The organism is Streptomyces sp. TLI_053, from assembly GCF_900105395.1.
GTDB lineage: Bacteria > Actinomycetota > Actinomycetes > Streptomycetales > Streptomycetaceae > Kitasatospora.
The window spans coordinates 6,444,102-6,463,628 of record NZ_LT629775.1; the positions used below are offsets into that span (position 1 = coordinate 6,444,102).

A 19,527-nucleotide genomic window follows, 5' to 3' on the forward strand; every position below is an offset into this window, starting at 1 on the left:
TCAGTCAAGACCGTTCAGCAGGGGGAGGGCCAGCCTGTGGAGGCCCGGCGCGGCGGCCAGGAAGGCGTCCGCGGCGGGCTTCCAGGCGGCCCCGGTGGCGTCCGTGACGGCCGCGCCCGCCTCCGTCGCGATCAGTGCGCCGGGCAGCAGATTCGCCGCGTCCGCGCCGAACTCCCAGAACAGGCCCAGGTGTCCGGAGCCGACCTGGGCCACCTGGAGCGAGGTCGGCCCCAGGTTCCGGACGGCCAGTACCGCGCCCGCCACCGCCGACAGCGAGGCGCCCGCACGGCGCAGCGCCACCGGGTCGGCGCCGACCCCGGGCGGCTGGCTCGTCCCGGCCACCGTCGCCGCCAACTCCCGCTCCACGGGGGCGATCGACCGCCCGTCCAGCTCCGCCCCGCCGCCGCGCACGGCGCGGTAGGTGCGGGCGCCGAGCTGCGGCGCGTGCACCACGGACAGCACCGCCGCGCCGTCGCGCACCAGGGTCGCGGTCACCGCCCAGTGCGGCAGTCCGAGCAGGAACTGCACCGCGCCGTCCATCGCGTCGCACAGCCACCACTCGCCCCCGGTCGGTACCGCGCCGTCGAACTCGTCCGCCGGCAGACCCGCCTGCGGGCGCAACGCGGCCAGCCGCGCGCGGAGTTCGGCGGCGGCCGGGTCGTCGAACGCGGCGAACCGCGCCATCGCCCCGGCCAGGCCGGACTCCGGGCAGGGGTCGGCCGGCCGCTGTCCGGCCAGCCGCGCGCCGACCTCCCGGACCGCCGCCTCCACCTCCGGCAGCAGCGTCCGCAGTTTCCGCACCTCGACGTCGTCCATCGTCCCGCTCCCGTTCCTCGTGCTCGTGCTCGTGCGGTCAAGGAGTACCGTCGGAGCGCCCGGACGGGACGTCCGGTGCGGGAGGACGACGGAGATCGGACACCATGGACGTCGCTGCTGCTGATCCGGACACCGTGCTGGACACCCTGGACCGCCGGCTGGTCTGCGCGCTCCAGGTGAACGGCCGGGCCGGGGCCGGGAGGATCGCCGAGGTGCTCGGCGTCTCCCCGCGCACGGTCACCCGCCGGCTCGTCCGGCTCCAGCAGACCGGCCTGGTCCGGGTGGTCCGGATGCCCGAGGTCGAGGACGCGGCGGTCGGCGCGCTGCTGCTGCGGATCCGGGTGCTGCAGGGCAAGGGCGACGCCGTCGCCCGGGCGCTGGCCGAACGGCCGGACGTGCCCTTCGTCGACGTCATGCTCGGCGGCCAGGAGGTCGGCGCGGTGATGCTCGCGGGCGCCGGCGCGCGCGACCGGCTGCTGCACGGGCAGCTGCCCGCCACCGCCGCGGTCACCGAGACCACCGTCCACGCCGTGCTGCACGCCTTCGCGGACGCCGGCCACTGGCGCTCCGGCCACCTGGAGGAGACGGAGGCGGCCGCGCTCGCCGAACCGCCGGTCGCCCGCCCCGCTCCCGGGGGCGTGTCGCTGGACGCGCTCGACCGCGAGCTGCTGGCCCGGCTCGGGGAGGACGCCCGGCAGTCGCACGCGATGCTGGCGGCGGCGGCCGGCACCCCCGAGTCCACCGTCCGGCGCCGGCTGCACCGGCTGGACGGGACCGGGCTGCTGCGCACCCATGTCGCCGTCGACCCGAGGCTGTTGGGGCTCGCGGTGGACGCCAACCTGTGGCTGGACGTGCCGCCGGCCCGGCTCGCGGCCGTCGGCGCGGCACTGGGCCGGCACCCGCAGGTGCACGGGGTGTTCGCGACCAGCGGGCCGGCCAATCTGATGGCCGCGGTGTTCTGCCCGGACCACGGCGGCCTGTACCGGTTCGTCACGGACACCCTGGGCCCGCTCGGGGTGGGCCGCGCCGAGACGGCGATCGTGGCGCGGGCGGTCAAGCGCGCGGGCGTGCCGCTGCGGCCGCCGGGTGCCGAGGCCGCCCGGCCGCGCGCCTTCCGGCCCTGACCTGCGGCCCTGACCTGCGGCCCTGACCCGCGGCTCTGACCTGTGGTCCTGACCTGTGGCACGACCTCCGGCGCGCCCCCGGCCGGAACGCGCCCTCGGCCCGGGACGCGGCGCCGGGGACGGGGACGGGGGATGACCCCGGAGGTAATCGACGGCCGTCCGACCGCCCGGCACAGTGGTGTCCACCCGGCGGCGGAGCGCCGACCGGGATCCCACCCCACCGCCGGAGGCCGATCCGCCATGTCCGCCCACACCGTCACCACCGCCCGCCGGACCGCCCCCGCCTCCTGGACGGCGCTGCGCCGGCTCCTCGCCGTCGACGCCGTGGTCAGCGGCGGCAACGGCCTCGCCTACCTCGCCTTCTCCGGCCCGCTCGGCGACCTGCTGGGGGTGGGACGCTCGACCCTGCTGGAACTCGGCGTCGTGCTGACGGTGTTCGGCCTGGCGGTCGGCCTGCTGGCCGCCCGTCCGCAGCCGCCGCGGACCGCGGTGCGGGCGGTGATCGACATCAACCTGGGCTGGACGGTGCTCAGCCTGGTGGCGATGGAGCTGTGGTTCGGGCCGACCACCGCGGGCTACGTCTGGATCCCGCTGCAGGCCGGCACCGTCGCGCTCCTCGGCGTCCTCCAGTTCACGACCCTGCGCCGGATCCCGGCCTGACCGCCCGGCACCGGTCGCCCCGCCGGCCGGAAGGTCCTACCGCTCCGCCCCCACGGCGGCCTGGAGGTACGCGACCGTCTCCGCGTCGGCCGGGAGGAACGCCTCCAGGGCCAGCTCGGAGACGGTCACGTCCATCGGCGTGTTGAAGGTCGCGATGGTCGACAGGAACGACAGCACCCGCCCCTCGTGCGCGATCCGCAGCGGCAGCGCGAAGGGGAACAGTTCGGTGAGGTCCTCGGCCGCCTCCTCCGCCGCGCCCGGCGGCTCCGGGTAGGCCCTGACTTCGTCCAGCAGGGCCCGCAGTGGTGCCGAGCGGACCAGTCCGAGCTGCTGCTCCATCCGCTCCAGCAGGTGCCGCCGCCACTGCCGCAGGTTCACGATCCGCGGTGCGAGCCCCTCCGGGTGCAGGGTGATCCGCATCGCGTTCAGCGGCGGTTCCAGCAGGTGCGGTTCGACCCCTGCCAGCAGCAGCCCGAGCGCGCGGTTGGCGGCGAGCACCTGGAAGGTCCCGTCGACGACCAGCGCCGGGTACGGGTCGTGCGCGGCGAGCAGCCGCTCCATGCCCGAGCGCAGCGCCGCCATCGAGGGGTCGTCCAGCCGCTTCTCCGGGTAGAGCGGTGCGTAGCCGGCGGCCAGCAGCAGGGCGTTGCGCTCGCGGACCGGGACGTCGAGGTGCTCGGCGAGCCGGAGCACGAGGTCCTGGCTGGGCCGGGAGCGGCCGTTCTCGACGAAGCTGATGTGCCGGGCGGAGGAGTCGGCCAGCAGGGCGAGCTGCAGTTGGCTGAGCCGTCGCCGTTCGCGCCAGCCGCGCAGCAGCGGCCCTATTCCCGTCCCGGTGCCGGGCCCCATCCCCGCCATGATCGTCATGGCCGGACAGTACTACCGCGGGCGCCGGGGCGTCAGGCGCCGGTGGTCGATCCCGGCCGGACGATCATCAGCACCACCACGACCGCCCAGAGCAGGTTGAACACGCCGGCCGTCATCGGCAGCAGCTTGAGCCCGCGGACGGCCTTGCCGTGCTCCTCCGAGCCGGACTCCAGGGCGAGCGCGTCGACCGCGGCCTGCTGCGCGGGCAGCACGAACAGCAGCAGCGAGAGGGCGGCGACGGCGGTCAGCACCATCGAGGCGATCAGCCAGGACTGTCCGAGCACGTCCATCACCTGGGCGAGCCCGATGCCGAGGACCGGCACCGCGATCCCGAGCAGCGCGTAGACCTGGGTGATCCGGTGCAGCTGCCGCAGCATGCCGGCGTCGGCCGCCTGCTCGGGCCCGCCGGCCAGCGCGGCGCCCGCCCGGCGCGGGAACATGCTGACGGCCACGGCCACCGGGCCGATGAACAGCACCGAGGCGAGGACGTGCAGGCTCAGCAGGAACTTGGCCATGGCGGGGCACCCTTGCGACTTTCAGCGGGGCGGCCCGGCGGCGGTCACGGCGCGGGCACGCCGGGGCGGACGGTTCTCAGCGCCCCGTCCAGGACGCTAACACCGCTTATCCGACCGGCATCCACCCAGGTCGCGGCTGCAACGCCCCCAGCGACCAGGCCCCCGGCGGCCACGCTCCCAGCCACCACACTCCCGGCTACAGCGCGGCCAGCTCCACCACCCGCGGCGGCAGCTCGCAGACCGCCGCGACGGCCGCGCCGTGCGACTCGTCGGCCCAGTCGAGCAGCTCCAGGTCCTCGAACCGCCCGAGCAGCGGACGGTCGCCGGGCAGGTCGAGCGGCAGCCCGGAGAGGTCGACGGCGGCGAGGCCGTCCAGGGTGGTCCGGCCGACCTTGATCAGGGCCTCCTTGCGGACCCAGAGGCGCAGGAAGGCGCGCGCCGGGTCGTTGTGCGCCCGGACCTGCCGCAGCTCCTCCTCGGCGAGCACCCGGGGGGCGACGTCGAGCAGGGTGCCGCCCCGGTCGGTGAGCTCGACGTCGACGCCGATCGGGGCGTGCGCGGCGGCGGCGGCGACCACGCCCTTGGTGTGCGAGAGGCTGACCGAGATACCGGGGTGCTCGGGCAGGTAGGGCTTGCCGTGGTCGCCCTTGCCGCAGTCGGGGCAGTGCTGCGCGAGCGTCAGCGAGGCCGCCGGGACACCGAGCAGCCGGGCGGCGCAGAGCCGGACCAGGACGTGTCCGGCGGTGAAGTCGGCCCGCCCGGACTCGTACCGGAAGCGGGCGGCGCGCTCCTTCTCGACGGCGGTGAGCAGGTGCTCGCCGGCCTCGGGGTGGCGCAGCACGTCGGCGCTCGCGGCGACGGTGGCGATCGCGTCGGAAGTCATGCGCGCGGAAGTCATGCCCCCAACCTAGCGGGGCCGGGCCCGGGCCGGGAGAACACGGTCGGTTCGCCCGGGCGGGGGATTTTCGGCTCGAAGCTGATGGTCTGTAGGGTATGGATAGTCCGATTTGGTATCGGATATCACGAATCTCTGGATTCTCTGGAAATCTCCAGGAATGATCCAGGATCAACTGGAACCCGGCAGGTGCTGCTCCACCTGCCTTTTTCGCTGTGCGGAGGAATGTGCCGATGGGTCAGGATCAGGGAACCGGTGCGCCGGGACACACGAGAACCGCCGTGAAGCGTCAGTCGTCCCCCCAGGGGCGGACGACCGTCCGGGTCGCGGTGGCGACCGCCGTCGCGGTACTGCCGCTGGCGGCGGTACTGACGGTGGGTTCGGCTGCGCCGCTGGCCCCGCCGCTGGGTGCCTGCACCGGGCCGGACTGCCCGGCGACCTGGCCGGAGCCGAACAACGGCGACTTCACCGGGCGGGACGCCACGATCAACGTCTTCACGGGCGGCAACTTCACCGTCAACGGCCGGGCGGCCGAGGCCGGGGGCAAGATCGTCACGCTCGGGAACCTGACCGTCGACAAGAACGGCGGCGGCATCTACAACATGGGCGTGGTCGGCGTCGGCTCGCGCGTGGTGCCGCCGAACGGCAGCGACTTCGTCACCACCGGCGGCAACGTCGACGCCGTGACCGGCAACAGCATCCTGATCGGCGGCAGCGACTCGAAGGGTCCGGCCTTCGGCAACCTGCGCCACGCGGGCACCGTCACCGGCACCGTCAGCATCGACCCCACCGGTGAGTCGATCGCGGACCCGAACGCCGCCGCGCCCTACCAGACCGTGCTGACCCAGATCGAGGAGGTCTCCGACTGCGTCGGGCGGGCCGCCGCCACCGGCACCGTCGCGGTCACCTCCAGCGAGGCCACGTTCACCGGTGACGGGACCAGCATGAAGCAGGTCTTCAACGTCTCCCAGAATCTTGCCTCGCCGACCGGCGGGCAGATCGGCCTGGTCTTCGCCAACATCCCGGCCGGCGCCACCGTCGTGGTGAACATGCTCGGGGACAGCCCGATCATCAACACCTACACGGGGACCGGCCTGGCGGGGGACCAGACCACCGACATGCGGTCGAAGCTGATGTACAACTTCCCGACCGCCACCAACGCGCAGATCCTCGGCAGCGCGCAGTTCCAGGGCTCGGTGCTGGCGGGCAACCCGGGCGGCACGACGACCATCTCCCAGCCGGGCATGAACGGGCGGGTGTACCTCGCGGGCAACCTGATCCACACGGGGACGGGCGGGTACGAGCTCCACAGCTACCCGTTCGACGGCGACCTGCCGGAGTGCGACGTCACGCCGAGCCCCTCGCCCACCTCGCCGTCGCCCTCGCCGACCTCCCCGACGCCGACCCCGACCGAGACCACCACCTCCCCGGCGCCGACCTCGCCGACGCCCACCACGACGTCCCCGACCCCGACCCCGACCCCGACCTCGCCGACGCCGACCACCAGCTCGGCCGTGCCGACCACCCCGACCACCTCGCCCAGCTCCTCCAGTGCGGCGCCCACCAGCCACGGCCCGTCGAGCCACGGTCCGAGCAGCCACGGTCCGACCGGTCACCACCCCGGGCCCACCCACGGCGGCGGGGGCGGCCAGCTGCCCTCCACCGGCGCGGGCAACGCCCCGGTGGTCTTCGGTCTGGCCGGCGCGGGTCTGCTCGCTCTCGGCGGCCTCGCCGTGCTGGCCGCCCGTCGCCGCGGCCGCCACAGCTAGCGCCCCCTCGCGGCGCTCTCCCGGGCCGCCCGGTCACTCCGACCGGGCGGCCCCGTGCGTGCTCCCGTGCCGCGCGGTTCGGCCCCCGGCCCGGCCCGGCCCGGCCAGTCGTCGAGGCCCGCCGCCAGCAGGCCGAAGGCCGCCGTGACCGCGGCCACGACCCGGGTCCGGACGGCGTCCACCGGTTCGCCCGCCACCATGCCCCGGCGGACCTCCGCCAGCGCCGCCCGGTGCCCCCCGGCCAGCGCGCCCGCCACCAGCCGGGGCAGCGGATCGCCGGGCGGGGTGCCGGCCTCCTCGGCCAGCGCCCCGGCCAGTGCCTCCTCGGCGCGCTCGCCGAGGTCGAGCAGCCGGGTCCGCAGCGCCGGACTGTCCTCGATCGTCCGCCAGAACGCCGCGGCCCGCGGGTCCAGCCCGTAGGTGGGCTCGGTCGCGTCCAGCCCGGCGAGCAGCTCCGTCCGGACGGCGTCCACGGGGGAGGTGCCGGGCGGCCGCTCGCGCACGACCAGGGCCAGCCGGGCGACCACCTCCTCCTGCCGGTCGAAGAAGAGGTCCTCCTTGGTCGGGAAGTAGTTGAAGACCGTGTTGACGGCCACGCCGGCGGCCCGGGCCACCTCGGCCACCGTGACCCGTTCGAACCCGTGCTCGGCGAACAGCGCGGTCGCGGTGTCGGCGAGCAGGGTCCGGGTCTGCCGCTTCTTCTCCTCGCGAAGTCCCATACGGGAATCATAGTGCCGCACCAAACTTGCAGTGACACCAATAATTTCGGCTACGGTGGAGCCATGACCTTCACCTTCGGCGTCTACCCCGGCGGCCTGCTCGGCGACGAGAGCGGCGTGATCACCCCCGTCAGCCCGGACGACCCGGCGCGGATCACCGCCGCGCTGCGCGAACTCCAGGGCACCGCACCGACCCTGCTGGTCCGCGCCTACCGCTCGTACCCGCCCGGCCCGGGCCTGCCGCCCACCCCGGCCGAGCCGGAGCGGTACCTCGGCGAGGGGCGCCGGCTCGACCTGGTGCTCCAGTACCGCGGTCCCGGCGACCGGCCGGACGGCTGGACCGACTTCGTCCGGGACGCGGTCCGCACCGGGGGCGGACGGATCGGCACCCTGCAGATCTGCGAGGAGCCGAACGTCGACTCACCGGTGCTCGACGGCTCCGCCCCGGGCGTCCTGCGGGCGCTGGTCGACGGGGTGGTCGCGGCCAAGGAGGAGGCGCTCGCCCTCGGCCTGGGTCTCGCGGTGGGGTTCAACGCGGCCTTCAGCCCGGACCCGGCCGAGCCGTTCTGGTCCGCGCTCGGCGAGCTGGCCGACGAGCGGTTCCACCGCGCGCTGGACTACGTCGGCCTGGACTTCTTCCCGGACGTCTTCCGCCTCGTCCCGGCCGAGCGGCTCGGGGCGGCGGTCGCGGCGGTGCTCACCGGCTTCCGGCGGGAGGTCGTGGTCCGGGCCGGGATCGGGGCGGCGGTGCCGGTCAGGGTGTGCGAGCACGGCTGGCCGACCGGCCCGGACCGCCCCGAGCAGCGGCAGGCGGAAGTGGTCGAGGAGGTGGTCCGGACGGTGGCCGGGCTCGCCGGGGAGCTGAACCTCACCGGCTACAGCCACTTCGGCCTGCGCGACGCGGACAGCGCGGGGCCGGGCCTGTTCCATCATTTCGGCCTGCTCCGCGACGACTACACCCCCAAGCCGGCCTTCGCCGTCTACGGGCGGCTGGTCCAGGAGCTGACGGGCCCCGTGACGCGAACGGCGCTGTGACGCGAACGGCGCCGTGACGCCAACGGTCCCGCACCCGGAACCCGGGTGCGGGACCGCCGCGGTGTCGGCTCAGCGTTCCTCGGTGGTGGGCCGGTCGAAGAAGCGTTCCACCGTGCGGCGCTCGGCGGAGACAGCCGCCACCGACTCGCCGACCACTCGGCCGGCCAACTCGGTGGCCAGCCGCCCGACGTCCTCCCGGAGCGCCGCCTCCGCGAACGCCCGGTCCACGGCGAGCCGCGCGTCGGCCTCGGCGAGCAGCAGATCGCGCTCGCGCAGGCCCTCCTCGCGGGCCGCCGCGACGGCCGCCGCGCCTTCCTCGGCGGCCTGCTGCCGGATCCGCGCCGCCTCGTGCCGCGCCGCCGCCAGCTCCTGCCGGTACTCGTCCAGCGTCCGCTCGGCCTCGGCGACCGTGGCGGCCGCCCGCTCCAGTCGGCCCTCGGTGGCGTCGTGCCGCTCGGCGAGCACCCGCTCGACCCGCGGCAGTACCACCCGGCCGAGGGTCAGGAGCACCAGGAAGAAGAAGGCCAGTCCCAGGACGAGTTCAGCGGGCTCGGGCTTCAGCGGTCCGAGTTCCAGGTCCATGCGACCCTCCTTCGAGCTGACGATCGGTCAAGGAGGATCTTTTCCGGGCGGATCGAGGGCGAACCGCTCCGGCGCTGTGGGGCGTGTCACCCCGGCGGCTCAGGTCACCTCGCCGCGGCGGGCGAAGCGCTCGTCCTTCCACTCGCCACTCGCCAGCACCTCGGCGAGGTGCCGCGCGGCGTCCCACACCTCCGTGTGGGAGAGGTAGAGCGGGGTGAAGCCGAAGCGCATGAGGTCCGGCGCGCGGAAGTCCCCGATCACCCCGCGGGCGATCAGCGCCTGCACCACCGGGTACCCGTCGGCGTGCCGCAGTGCCACCTGGCTGCCGCGCCGCCCGTGCTCGCGCGGGGTGACCACCTCGATCCCCTCGAGGTCCTCCACCAGGGCGATGAACAGATCGGTCAGCGCCAGGCTCTTCGCCCGGACGGCGTCCCGGTCCGCCCGCTCCCAGATGTCCAGCGAGGACTCCAGCGCGGCCTGGCCGAGCAGCGACGGCGAGCTGGTGAGGAAGCGGCCGATGCCGTCCTTGGGCTCGTAGCCGGGCTCGAAGGCGAACGGGCGGGCGTGCCCGAACCAGCCGCTCAGCGGCTGCAGCGGCCCGGCCGCCAGGTGCCGCTCGGCGACGTAGAGGAAGGCCGGCGAACCGGGGCCGCCGTTCAGGTACTTGTAGGTGCAGCCGACCGCGAAGTCCGCCCCGCTCGCGCCGAGTTCGACCGGCAGTGCGCCCACCGAGTGGCAGACGTCCCAGATCATCAGCGCCCCGGCGGCCCGCGCCCGGGCGGTGATCCCGGGCATGTCGAGGAGTTCACCGGTCCGGTAGTCGACGTGCGAGAGCACGACCGCGGCCACGTCCCCGTCCAGGTGCGCGTCCAGCTCGGCCGGGTCGACCAGCAGGCTGCGGGCGCCGGGGACCAGCCCGGTCACGCCCTCGGCGATGTAGAGGTCGGTGGGGAACGCGGCCCGGTCGCCGAGCACGGTGGAACGGCCCGGCCGCAGTCGCAGCGCCGCCGCCAGCACCTTGAAGAGGTTCACCGAGGTGGTGTCGCAGACCACCAGCTCCTCGGGCGCGGCGCCGACCAGCGGGGCGATCCGCCGGCCCAGCCGGTACGGCTGCTCGAACCAGCCCGCGTCGTTCCAGCTGCGGATCAGCTCCCGGCCCCACTCCTCCTCGACCACGGTCCGCACCCGCTCGGGGGTGCGGACCGGCAGCGCGCCGAGCGAGTTGCCGTCCAGGTAGATCACCCCCGGCGGCAGGGAGAACTCCCCGCGGAACGCCGCCAGCGGGTCGGCGGCGTCCAGCGCCGCGCACTCCTCGCGAGTGATCATGCCCTGCCCTTTCCCGTTCCTCGTCCGTGTCCGCGGCGTCCCGCCCGCGGCCCGCGGGGGTCCGCGCCGTTCGGCGTCCCCCCGGTTCCTGCCCGGCCGGTGCCGGTCACATCCCGTCCCGGATCTCCCAGAGTTCGGGGAAGACGTCCTGCTCGGCGGAGCGGCGCAGCCAGCTCAGGCCGCTGGAGCCGCCCGAGCCGGGCTTGGCGCCCATCGCCCGCTTGACCGCCATCAGGTGGCGGTGGCGCCAGCGGGTCACCCGCTCGGCGACGTCCAGCAGTGCCTCGGCCAGCGGCCGCAGCTCGGCGTACCCGTCCTCGGCGTAGACCCGCCGCCAGGCCGCGGCCACGGCCTCGTCGCTCTGGTGGCGCCGCTCGGACACGGTGTCCGGCAGCTCCAGGCCGCGCCGGGCCAGCAGCGCCAGCGCGTCGTCGTACAGACCGGGGGAGCGCAGCACCTCGGTCAGCTCGGCGAGCGCGGCCGGGCTGTCGTCGTACATCCGCAGCAGCGCGGCGTTCTTGTTGCCGAGCAGGAACTCCAGGTGCACGAAGGCCGAGGACTGGAAGCCCGAGGCCTCGCCGAACACCGAGCGGAAGGAGTTGAACTCCTGCGGGGTCATCGTGGCCAGCAGGTCCCAGGACTCCGTCAGCACGTCCTGGACGTGGGTGCCCCGGCGCAGCGCGGCCAGTGCGCCCGGCAGGTCGTCCGCGCGCAGCGCCCGCTGGGCGAGTGTCCACTCGTGCCGCAGCAGGCCGAACAGCAGCTCCATCACCTGGGTGGTGACGATGAACGACAGCTCGGCCGGGGCCTCGCTGAGCGGGTGCTGCAGGCTGTGCAGTTCGTCCAGCCGGGCGTAGCGCGCGTACGGGGTGCCCCGGACCGGCTCCCCGGTCCGTCCGAACGACAGGTTGGGCTTCTCCACCGTGTCGTGCCCCATACCGATCCCTCCTGAAGTCACCGGCGGCGGGACCACCGGACGGGCCCGGGATCCGGTCCCGTCGCCCCGGTCCTCGCCGGGGCCCCATTGTGCGGTGGCCCGGTCCCGCATTTGAATGGGCGGCGGGCACGGCAACGCCGGTCGCGCCTGTCGTACAAGAGGTGTTTTCCTGATCCTCTTCACGATCGCAAAGCGGTGGGATCCGGCCAACCGGAGGACACCCGCACACACCCTCGGGAGCCCGCCGTGGACACCGTCGACCGCCGACTGCTGGCCGAGCTGCAGGCCGATGCCCGCCTCTCCTACAACGAACTCTCGCGCCGGGTGAGCCTCTCCGCACCCGCCGTGGCCGAACGGGTCCGGAGGCTGGAGGCCGACGGGGTGATCGCCGGCTACCACGCCCACGTCGACCTCACCCGGGCCGGCCTGCCGATCACCGCGCTGGTGCAGATCCAGTGCTACGGTCCGCGCTGCGTGCTCCGCGACCCGGAGGTGGCCGGGTGGCCGGAGGTGCTCCAGCTGCACCGGGTGACCGGCGGAGCCTGCTGCGCCCTGCTGGTGGCCGTTCCCGCGATGGCCGATTTCGAGGCCCTGATCGACCGCCTCGGCGCCTACGGCCAGCCGGCCAGCTCGATGATCCTCTCCAGCCCGGTGCCCTGGCGGCCGGTGGTCGTGCCGTGACCGGTGGTCGTGCGGTGACCGGTGGTCGTGCGGTGATCGACGGAAACGCCGTGACCGGCGGTCGTGCCGTGACCGGCGGAAGTCCCGTGACCGGTGGACAACCGGCGCGGACGGGGTGCCGCGCGCTATAGGTTCCTGCCCATGCCGAACGACCGTCACATCCTGCTGCTCCCGGGCAGCCTGCGCACCGGGTCCGTCAACGAGACGGTGCTGCGCACCGCCGCCGTCGTGGCGCTGGCCACCGAGGGCGTCGCGACCACCTACTACACCGGGCTGGCCGGGCTGCCGCACTTCAACCCGGACCTCGACACCGATCCGCTGCCGGAGCCGGTCACCGCGCTGCGCGAGGCCGTGGAGGCCGCCGACGCGCTGCTGATCTGCGCGCCCGAGTACGCCGGGACCCTGCCGGGCAGCTTCAAGAACCTGCTGGACTGGACGGTCGGCGGGATGGAGATCGTGGACAAGCCAGCCGCCTGGATCAACGCCGCCGGGCCCGGGCGGGGCCTGGGTGCGGAGGAGGCGCTGCGCACCGTGCTCGGGTACACCGGGGCGGCCGTGGTGGAGGCGGCCTGCGTCCGGCTGCCGCTGGCGCGCGGGGACGTCGGCGCGGACGGACTGGTCGCCGACCCGCTGGTGCGCGACCGGATCGCGGAGGCGCTGGTCCGGCTGGCCGCGGCGGTCTGAGCGGCCGGGCCCGCGGGCCCGGCCCTGTACCGGCGGGCGGTTCAGTGCCCGTCGGGCAGGTGCAGGCCGAGTCCGGCCAGCCCGTTCAGGAACAGCTCGACGCCGACCGCCGCCAGCAGCAGTCCGAGCAGCCGGGAGAGCACCTCCAGCGAGGTGCGGTGGCTGCGCCGCATCAGCGGGGCGAGCAGGGCGACGCAGACGTAGTTGATCAGCACCACCGCGATGTAGGCGCCGGCCACGGTGGTGCGCCAGCCCCAGTCGTCCTTGGTGAGCGAGGCGACCAGCACCGCGGTGACCGCGAGCGGGCTGGCCAGGTAGGGCAGCAGCAGCTCGCGGATGCCGTCCACCAGCGGGCTGACGAGGTGCTCGTCCTCCACGTCGGTGCCCCAGCCCAGGTGGACCCCGAAGACCAGGGCGACCGCGTAGACGAAGAAGATCAGCCCGCCGGCGAGCTGCAGCGACTGGTCGCTGATGTGGAACAGCGTGGTGACGAAGTCCGCGCTGAGGGCCATCACCGCACCGATCACGGCGGAGACGACGGTGCTCCACGCCGCGAGGCGCCGCAGCTCCCCGGTGGTCCGGGTGGTGGCCAGCCGGGCGAAGGACAGCAGGACCTTCGGCGGGCCGACCACGGCGAAGAAGGCGATGAAGGCGCTGCTCAGGTTGAAGACGAACATGGGCCAAGCATGGCCGCGACAATCACCGCCGCCCGGCCGCCACGCCCCCGGCCGGTTATTCCCTCTCGCGCCGTCATTCGCCCGAACGGCCGCCCCGGGTCGAGTGGGGCCGTCGTTTCCGGTGCCATGGAAGCCGGACCTCCCCACCATTCGGCGGAGGGCTCCCGAAGGGGACTTCGACATGGCTCTGAACCGTAAGGACCTGGGTCTGCTGGCCCTGCGCGGCGCCGTCGGCGGTGTGCTGATCGCCCACGGCACCCAGAAGCTGTTCGGCTGGTTCGGCGGTGGCGGCCTGGACGGCACCGCCAAGGCGATGGAGGCGATGGGCTTCCATCCGGCGCGCCAGAGCGCCCTGGCCGCCGGGCTCGGTGAGGCGGGCGGCGGCGCGATGCTGCTGGTCGGGCTGGCCACGCCGGCGGCCGGCGCGGTGGTGGCCGGCACCATGGCCGGCGCGGTCGCGGTGCACGCCCCGGCCGGCTTCTTCGTGATGTCCGGCGGCTACGAGTACCCGGCGTTCCTGGGCGCGACCGGGCTGGCGCTGGGGCTGGCCGGCCCCGGCCGGTACTCGGTCGACCACCTGACCGGGCACGCCTTCGACCAGCCGTGGGTCGGCGCCCTGGCCTTCGTGGCGAGCGCAGCCTCCGCGTACGGCGTGGTGGCCCGCCGGCGGCACGCCGTCCGGCTGGCGGAGGAGCGCGCGGCGGTGGAGGCGGACACCCAGGACGGCTCCGGGCTCTCCTGAGGCCGCTCGTGCTCCGGGCCGGGGCGCCCCCGAACCGCCCCCGAACCGCCCCCGAACCCCACCCGAACGCCGCCCGAACCTCACCCGAACGCCCCCGTCCGGCGCCGCCCGGCCGGGCTCACCCGAACGCACCACCCCTGTTGGCGAGCGTCTCCCGGCCCCCGGAACGTGGGCGGGGAGGCGCGCCGGGCCCCCGGCGCCGGCCAGAATCGAGGACCCCGATGGACCGCCAGCCGCTCCGCCGCACCGCGGCTCCGCCCCGCCGGACCGCTGCCACCTCCGCCACCTCCGCCACCACTGCCACCACTGCCACCACTGCCACCCCAGTCATCTCCGTCGCCGACGGGACCGGCACTGCCGCCGCCACCCCGCGCCCGGCCGCGCCGCCGCGGCCCACCGCCGGGGACCCGCAGGCCCCCGCCGTCCGCCGGCCCGGCCGCGCCGTGGCCGCGGTCGTGGGTGCCGCCCTGCTCGGCGGCGCCGCGCTGGCGGGCTGCTCGTCGAGCAGCAGCGCGGGCAGCGCGGTCTCCTCGGCCGCCGGCCAGGTGGGGTCGGGCATCGCGGGAGCGGCCTCCGCCGCCGCCTCGGCCGCGAGTTCGGCGCTCGCCTCGGCGGCCGGCGGGATCTCCTCGTCCCTGGCCTCCGCGGCCTCCTCCGCCCAGGCCGCGGCCTCCTCGGCGCTCGCCGGGGTCAAGGGCGGCCTGGACGCGAAGGCGGACGTCTCGGCGGGGGCGGTGTCCTTCACGGACGGCAAGGCCCAGACGACGCTGACCGTCACCAACCACGAGCAGCAGGGCAGCGCCCGGTACGTGGTCCAGGTCAACTTCACCGACGACAGCGGCAACGTGCTGGACGCGACCGCGGTGACCGTGCCGGACGTCGAGGCCGGGAAGAGCACCGAGGCGAAGGCGCTCAGCAACCGGGACCTCTCCGGCTCGGTGAAGGCCGTGGTCGCCAATGCCGTCCGGTACTGAGCGGACCCGGCCGACTCCGGGTCGGCCGTCCGACCTCCTCCGCTCCCGTTGACCCCCAGGTCAGCGGGGGCGGACGCGTTCCGGCGGAACCTTAACGGCGGCTCAAGCCGCAACATCACCCCTTGACGGGGTAGTTGGTCTAGTCCATTTTAGTGCCCAGGTGCAGGGAGCCCCTGAGCCGGCGTCAGCGGTTCGCCGCTGGCGCCGGTTCGGCATATCCCGGCGTCCGTCAAGGCATGTTCCGTTCGATTCCCCCATCCCGTTCTGTCATGTCCTGGTCGTACGGCCCCACCCCGTGCGCACGTTCCCGGACCGGCGGAATCCCCCACACCAGGAGTCACGCACCCATGCTCCGTTCACGCATCGAAAGGGCCGGGGCCCCGGTTCAGGAGGGCGGCCGCCGCAAGCGGTCCAAGAGCCTGACCGCGATCGCCGCCGGCACCACGGCGTCCCTGCTGCTCGGCGCGGGTCTCGCGCTCACCGGCGGCGCCACGGCCAACGCCGCCGTCACCAACTCCACCGGCGCGCCCGCCACCAGCGGCGGCATCAAGGTGGCCTACTTCGACCAGTGGTCGATCTACGCGAACGGGTACTACCCGAAGACCATCCAGGACACCGGCGTGGCCGGGAAGCTGGACTACCTGATCTACTCGTTCGCCAACATCAACCCCACCAGCCTCACCTGTTTCGAGGCCAACAAGGCGGCGAGCCAGGACGAGAACAACCCCAACGCCGGTGACGGTGCGGGCGACTCCTTCGCCGACTACCAGAAGAGCTTCGGCCCGGACATCTCGGTCGACGGCGTCGGCGACGTCTGGGGCCAGCCGATCGTGGGCAACTTCAACCAGCTGAAGAAGCTGAAGGCGAAGAACCCCAAGCTCAAGGTCCTGATCTCGCTGGGCGGCTGGACGTACTCCAAGTACTTCTCGGCGGCGGCCGCTTCGGACGCCTCGCGCAAGAAGCTGGTCTCGTCCTGCATCGACATGTTCATCAAGGGCAACCTGCCGGTCGAGGCCGGCTACGGCGGCCCGGGCTCGGCGGCCGGCATCTTCGACGGCATCGACATCGACTGGGAGTACCCGGGCGGCGGCGGCCACACCGGCAACCTGTCGAGCCCGAACGACAAGCAGAACTTCACCCTGCTGCTGAAGGAGCTGCGCGAGCAGCTCGACGCCCAGGGCAAGACCGACGGCAAGAGCTACTACACCGCGGCCGCGGTGGGTGCCGGCCAGGACAAGATCAAGAACGTCGAGACCGACAAGATCGGTCAGTACCTGTCGTTCCTCGACATCATGACGTACGACATGCACGGCGGCTGGGAGGCCAAGGGCCCGACCAACCACCAGGCCCCGATCTACGCCGGCCCGAACGACCCGATGACGCCGGTCCCCGGTGGCACCGGCAAGTACTCGGTCGACTCGGCCGTCAAGGCCTACACCGCCGGTGACCAGCAGTACGGCATCCCGGGCGGCTTCCCCGCGAACAAGATCAACGTGGGTGTGCCGTTCTACTACCGCGGCTGGACCGGCGTCCAGAACAACGGCAAGAACGGTCTCTTCCAGCCCGCCACCGGCCCCGCCGCGGGTGCCTCCATGTCGGGCAACGTCGCGGGCATCCAGATGTACAAGGAGCTGGCCGGCTTCGTCGACAACCCGGCGAAGACGTACTGGGACGAGGACGCCAAGACGACGTACTTCTACGACGGCAGCACCTTCTGGTCCGGTGAGGACGCCCGCTCGATCCAGGCCAAGCTGGACTACGCGCACTGCAACGGCCTCGGCGGCTCCTTCGCCTTCTCGCTGTACGACCTGGGCACCAAGACCAGCCTGTTCGACAAGATGGTCGAGGCCACCAACGGCTCCGCCGCGGGCTGCCCGGCGCCGCCGGTGACCACCCCGCCGACGACCCCGCCGACCACGCCGCCCACGACTCCGCCGACCACGCCGCCGACCACGCCGCCCACGACCCCGCCGACCACGCCGCCGACCACCCCGCCGGGCTGCGCGGGTGCCCCGAGCTGGGACGCGGCCGCCACCTACGCGACCTCGACCAAGGTCTCCTGGAAGGGTCACTACTACACCAACAAGTGGTGGACCAAGGGCGACGACCCGTCGCTGAGCGGCCAGTGGGGCGTCTGGACCGACAACGGCCCCTGCTGACCCCGTAGTACCGACCGGGTGAGGACCTGACGGACCCTCGTTCCCGTCGCACCGAGCGTCCGGCCCGCCGGGGGACATCCCCCGGCGGGCCGGACGTCTTTCGGTGCCCGGACGTCTTTCGTGCCCGGGCGAGGGTCAGTCCTGGTCGGCGGTGCGCCCCGGGGTGTCCGGCCGGCTCTCCTCGATCCGCCGCAGCATCCGGGCCAGCATCCCGGCGAGCACCGCGCGGTCCTCGCCGACGACGTCCTGGAGCAGCTCCTCCTCGAAGACGGCGGCCATCCGCATCGACTCCAGCCACTTGTCCCGGCCGAGGTCGGTCAGCTCGATGATCACCCGGACCCGGTTGGCCTCGTCCCGGTCCCGGGTGACCAGGCCCTCGGCCACCATCCGGTCGACCCGGTGGGTCATCGCGGCCGGGGTCAGCCCGAGCCGCTTCGCCAGCTCGCCCGGCCCGAGCCGGTACGGGCTGCCGGACACCACCAGCGCCTTGAGCACCTCCCACTCCGCGGCCGTGATTCCCAGCACAGTGAGCTGCCGGTCGTAGGCGACGGTCATCCGCCGGGCGACCCGGGAGAGGGTCTGCACGATGGTCTCGACCTGGGGGTCCACGGTGGGGAACTCCCGCTGGTAGAGCGCCACCTGCTCGGCGATGCCCAGCTCGCGGGCGGTGGCCGGCGCGGGCTTCTCTGCAGTCATGCGGACCAGTGTCGCATGTGGGGTGCACTCCTTAAGACTTTGACTCCACACTCTTCCGGTGCTAAGACTTTAGGGTCAAACTTTAGCTCTTAAGTCTTCCGGGCTTAAGAGTATCCAGTGAAAATCGACGAAGCCCCGACGGGCGGAGTCCACAGGAAGGGGTGTGCACGGTGACCGGCACGGTGAAGCAGCAGAGGCAGCAGCGACGTGGAGCGGGCGGCCCGCTGCGCCGCGTCCAGATCGGGAACGCGCTCAGCGCGTTCGGCAGCGGGTTCACGATGCCGTACATGTTCGTGTACGTGGACCAGGTGCGCGGGCTGGGCTCCCTGGCCGCCGGGATGGTGTTCACCGTCTTCGCGCTGGCCGCGCTCGCCGTGCTGCCGTTCACCGGCCGGGGCATCGACCGCTACGGCCCGCGCCCGGTGCTGCTGGCCGGCGCCGCGCTGGCCGCCACCGGCGCGTTCGCCTTCGGGCACGCCACCGGCACCCCGGCCCTGCTGGTCTCCTCGTTCCTGTTCGGCGCGGGTGTCACCACCTGCCAGCCGGCGCTCGCCACGATGATCGTCCGCTGCTCCACGGCCGCGACCCGTTCGCACGCCTTCGCGCTCCAGTTCACCCTGATCAACCTGGGCATGGGCATCGGCGCGCTGGTCGGCGGGCAGATCGTGGACGTCGCCGACCCGGCCAGCCTGACCCGGCTGTTCACCATCGAGGCGGTGACCTTCCTCGGCCTCGCCCTGGTGACCGGCACCGCGCGGATCCCGAAGGCCGCGCCGGTGCTCGTCCAGGACGGCGCCGACGCCCCGCGGGGCCTGCGCGCCCTGGTCGCCGACAAGGCCATGCTCCGGCTCTGCGTGCTCGCCGGGCTGATCTTCTTCACCTGCTACGGCCAGTTCGAGTCCGGCGTCGCGGCCTTCGCCACCGACACCGTCGGCACCGCCCCGTCCACCCTCGGCATCGCCATCGGCGCCAACGCGCTGACCATCGTGGTGCTGCAGATGTTCATGGTGCGGATCACCGCCCGCCGCCGCCGCACCACCGCGATGGCCGCCGCCGGCGTGGTCTGGCTCGGCGCCTGGGCGATGGCCCTGGTGGCCGGTCTGGTCCGGACCGAGGCGATGGCCGCCACGGTCGCGATCGTCTCGATCTACGCCCTGTTCGGCGTCGGCGAGTCGCTGCTCGCCCCGACCATGGGCCCGATCGTCGCGGACCTCGCCCCGGCCCGGCTGCTCGGCACCTACAACTCCGGCTACGCCCTGGTGAAGCAGGTCGCGATCGCCGTCGGCCCCGCCGTGGGCGTGCTGCTGGTCGGCTCCGGCACCTGGCCGCTCTACCTGGCGGCGATGGCCGGCTGCACCGTGCTGATCGTGGTCCTGGCGCTGCGCCTGCGGCCCCACCTCACCGCGGCCCAGGACAACGCGGCTCCCTCGGTCGGGGACGAGCAGGCCCCCGCCACCCCGGTCCGCACCCCGGCCCGGCCGGTCCGGGAGCTGCAGGCCGCCGCCTGACCGCGCCGCCCGACCGCCCCGCGACGGGCGCCCGACAGGTCACCTGTCCGGCGCCCGTCGCGCTTGGTTTCGCGCCCACCGGCACATAGTGTCGGTGGCTGTTGACCGTCCGGCCCGACCCCCTCGGGGCCGGCACCCGGCGAGAACGGCGAAGCGGCGAG

At 73.9% G+C, this 19,527-nt stretch carries 20 protein-coding genes; 10 read left to right on the forward strand and 10 right to left on the reverse strand.

What is annotated here, in order from left to right; genetic code table 11:
* Entirely contained in the window at positions 1-816 is an 816-nt protein-coding gene (locus BLU95_RS26695) for an inositol monophosphatase family protein (RefSeq protein ID WP_093862203.1), read from the reverse strand.
* A 104-nt stretch (positions 817-920) separates the two neighbouring features.
* On the opposite strand from BLU95_RS26695, the gene BLU95_RS26700 reads away from it, so the two are divergent.
* Together BLU95_RS26700 and BLU95_RS26705 are read left to right on the forward strand one after the other, a co-directional pair.
* Positions 921-1,940, forward strand: a complete 1,020-nt coding sequence (locus BLU95_RS26700) for an Lrp/AsnC family transcriptional regulator (protein WP_093862204.1) — start codon at positions 921-923, stop codon at positions 1,938-1,940.
* Positions 1,941-2,180: 240 nt separating this feature from the next.
* Positions 2,181-2,600, forward strand: coding sequence for a hypothetical protein (locus tag BLU95_RS26705; RefSeq protein ID WP_093862205.1), 420 nt, complete (start codon positions 2,181-2,183; stop codon positions 2,598-2,600).
* Positions 2,601-2,636: 36 nt separating this feature from the next.
* Here BLU95_RS26705 and BLU95_RS26710 read toward each other — a convergent pair whose 3' ends face one another.
* The 3 genes from BLU95_RS26710 to BLU95_RS26720 all read right to left on the reverse strand — a co-directional run bounded on the left by BLU95_RS26710 (position 2,637) and on the right by BLU95_RS26720 (position 4,880).
* Positions 2,637-3,467: an MmyB family transcriptional regulator gene (locus BLU95_RS26710; protein WP_093862206.1), complete on the reverse strand. Its 831-nt coding sequence runs from the start codon at positions 3,465-3,467 to the stop codon at positions 2,637-2,639.
* A 32-nt stretch (positions 3,468-3,499) separates the two neighbouring features.
* Positions 3,500-3,982, reverse strand: a complete 483-nt coding sequence (locus BLU95_RS26715) for a DUF2269 family protein (RefSeq protein WP_093862207.1) — start codon at positions 3,980-3,982, stop codon at positions 3,500-3,502.
* A 196-nt stretch (positions 3,983-4,178) separates the two neighbouring features.
* Complete coding sequence (locus BLU95_RS26720) at positions 4,179-4,880, reverse strand: 4'-phosphopantetheinyl transferase family protein (RefSeq protein WP_093862208.1); 702 nt, start codon at positions 4,878-4,880, stop codon at positions 4,179-4,181.
* Between the two features lie 278 nt (positions 4,881-5,158).
* Here BLU95_RS26720 and BLU95_RS26725 point away from each other — a divergent pair, with 278 nt between their 5' ends.
* Positions 5,159-6,646: a choice-of-anchor A family protein gene (locus BLU95_RS26725; protein ID WP_231977796.1), complete on the forward strand. Its 1,488-nt coding sequence runs from the start codon at positions 5,159-5,161 to the stop codon at positions 6,644-6,646.
* Here BLU95_RS26725 and BLU95_RS26730 read toward each other — a convergent pair.
* Positions 6,643-7,365 carry a TetR/AcrR family transcriptional regulator gene (locus BLU95_RS26730; RefSeq protein ID WP_093862210.1) on the reverse strand — a complete coding sequence of 241 codons (723 nt, stop codon included), beginning with the start codon at positions 7,363-7,365 and terminating at the stop codon, positions 6,643-6,645. The two genes, BLU95_RS26725 and BLU95_RS26730, sit on opposite strands and share 4 nt — an antisense overlap.
* 63 nt (positions 7,366-7,428) lie before the next feature.
* Between BLU95_RS26730 and BLU95_RS26735 the strand changes: the two genes are divergently transcribed.
* The gene (locus tag BLU95_RS26735; RefSeq protein ID WP_093862211.1) at positions 7,429-8,400 is read left to right on the forward strand and encodes a hypothetical protein; all 972 of its coding nucleotides are present in this window, start codon (positions 7,429-7,431) and stop codon (positions 8,398-8,400) included.
* A 69-nt stretch (positions 8,401-8,469) separates the two neighbouring features.
* Here BLU95_RS26735 and BLU95_RS26740 read toward each other — a convergent pair whose 3' ends face one another.
* The 3 genes from BLU95_RS26740 to BLU95_RS26750 form a co-directional block, all read right to left on the reverse strand.
* The gene (locus tag BLU95_RS26740) at positions 8,470-8,982 is read right to left on the reverse strand and encodes a F0F1 ATP synthase subunit B family protein (protein WP_093862212.1); all 513 of its coding nucleotides are present in this window, start codon (positions 8,980-8,982) and stop codon (positions 8,470-8,472) included.
* 99 nt (positions 8,983-9,081) lie between these two features.
* Positions 9,082-10,308: a kynureninase gene (kynU, locus tag BLU95_RS26745; RefSeq protein WP_093862213.1), complete on the reverse strand. Its 1,227-nt coding sequence runs from the start codon at positions 10,306-10,308 to the stop codon at positions 9,082-9,084.
* A 106-nt stretch (positions 10,309-10,414) separates the two neighbouring features.
* A complete protein-coding gene (locus BLU95_RS26750) occupies positions 10,415-11,245 on the reverse strand; it encodes a tryptophan 2,3-dioxygenase (RefSeq protein WP_093862214.1) in 831 nt (276 codons plus the stop codon).
* 246 nt (positions 11,246-11,491) lie between these two features.
* Here BLU95_RS26750 and BLU95_RS26755 point away from each other — a divergent pair, with 246 nt between their 5' ends.
* The gene (locus BLU95_RS26755; RefSeq protein ID WP_093862215.1) at positions 11,492-11,926 is read left to right on the forward strand and encodes an Lrp/AsnC family transcriptional regulator; all 435 of its coding nucleotides are present in this window, start codon (positions 11,492-11,494) and stop codon (positions 11,924-11,926) included.
* A 141-nt stretch (positions 11,927-12,067) separates the two neighbouring features.
* Positions 12,068-12,610: an NADPH-dependent FMN reductase gene (locus BLU95_RS26760; RefSeq protein WP_093862216.1), complete on the forward strand. Its 543-nt coding sequence runs from the start codon at positions 12,068-12,070 to the stop codon at positions 12,608-12,610.
* A gap of 41 nt (positions 12,611-12,651) precedes the next feature.
* On the opposite strand, the gene BLU95_RS26765 is transcribed toward BLU95_RS26760, so the two are convergent.
* Positions 12,652-13,287, reverse strand: coding sequence for a MarC family protein (locus BLU95_RS26765; protein WP_093862217.1), 636 nt, complete (start codon positions 13,285-13,287; stop codon positions 12,652-12,654).
* Positions 13,288-13,468: 181 nt separating this feature from the next.
* Between BLU95_RS26765 and BLU95_RS26770 the strand changes: the two genes are divergently transcribed.
* The 3 genes from BLU95_RS26770 to BLU95_RS26780 all read left to right on the forward strand — a co-directional run bounded on the left by BLU95_RS26770 (position 13,469) and on the right by BLU95_RS26780 (position 17,162).
* Entirely contained in the window at positions 13,469-14,029 is a 561-nt protein-coding gene (locus BLU95_RS26770; RefSeq protein WP_093862218.1) for a DoxX family protein, read from the forward strand.
* A 221-nt stretch (positions 14,030-14,250) separates the two neighbouring features.
* Positions 14,251-15,003, forward strand: coding sequence for a hypothetical protein (locus BLU95_RS26775; RefSeq protein WP_093862219.1), 753 nt, complete (start codon positions 14,251-14,253; stop codon positions 15,001-15,003).
* Positions 15,004-15,350: 347 nt separating this feature from the next.
* Entirely contained in the window at positions 15,351-17,162 is a 1,812-nt protein-coding gene (locus BLU95_RS26780; protein WP_093862220.1) for a glycosyl hydrolase family 18 protein, read from the forward strand.
* A 135-nt stretch (positions 17,163-17,297) separates the two neighbouring features.
* On the opposite strand, the gene BLU95_RS26785 is transcribed toward BLU95_RS26780, so the two are convergent.
* Positions 17,298-17,858 (reverse strand): MarR family winged helix-turn-helix transcriptional regulator, encoded by a 561-nt coding sequence (locus BLU95_RS26785; protein ID WP_093862221.1) that lies wholly within the window; start codon positions 17,856-17,858, stop codon positions 17,298-17,300.
* 170 nt (positions 17,859-18,028) lie between these two features.
* Between BLU95_RS26785 and BLU95_RS26790 the strand changes: the two genes are divergently transcribed.
* Positions 18,029-19,366, forward strand: coding sequence for an MFS transporter (locus BLU95_RS26790; RefSeq protein ID WP_231977797.1), 1,338 nt, complete (start codon positions 18,029-18,031; stop codon positions 19,364-19,366).
* Positions 19,367-19,527: the final 161 nt, after the last annotated feature.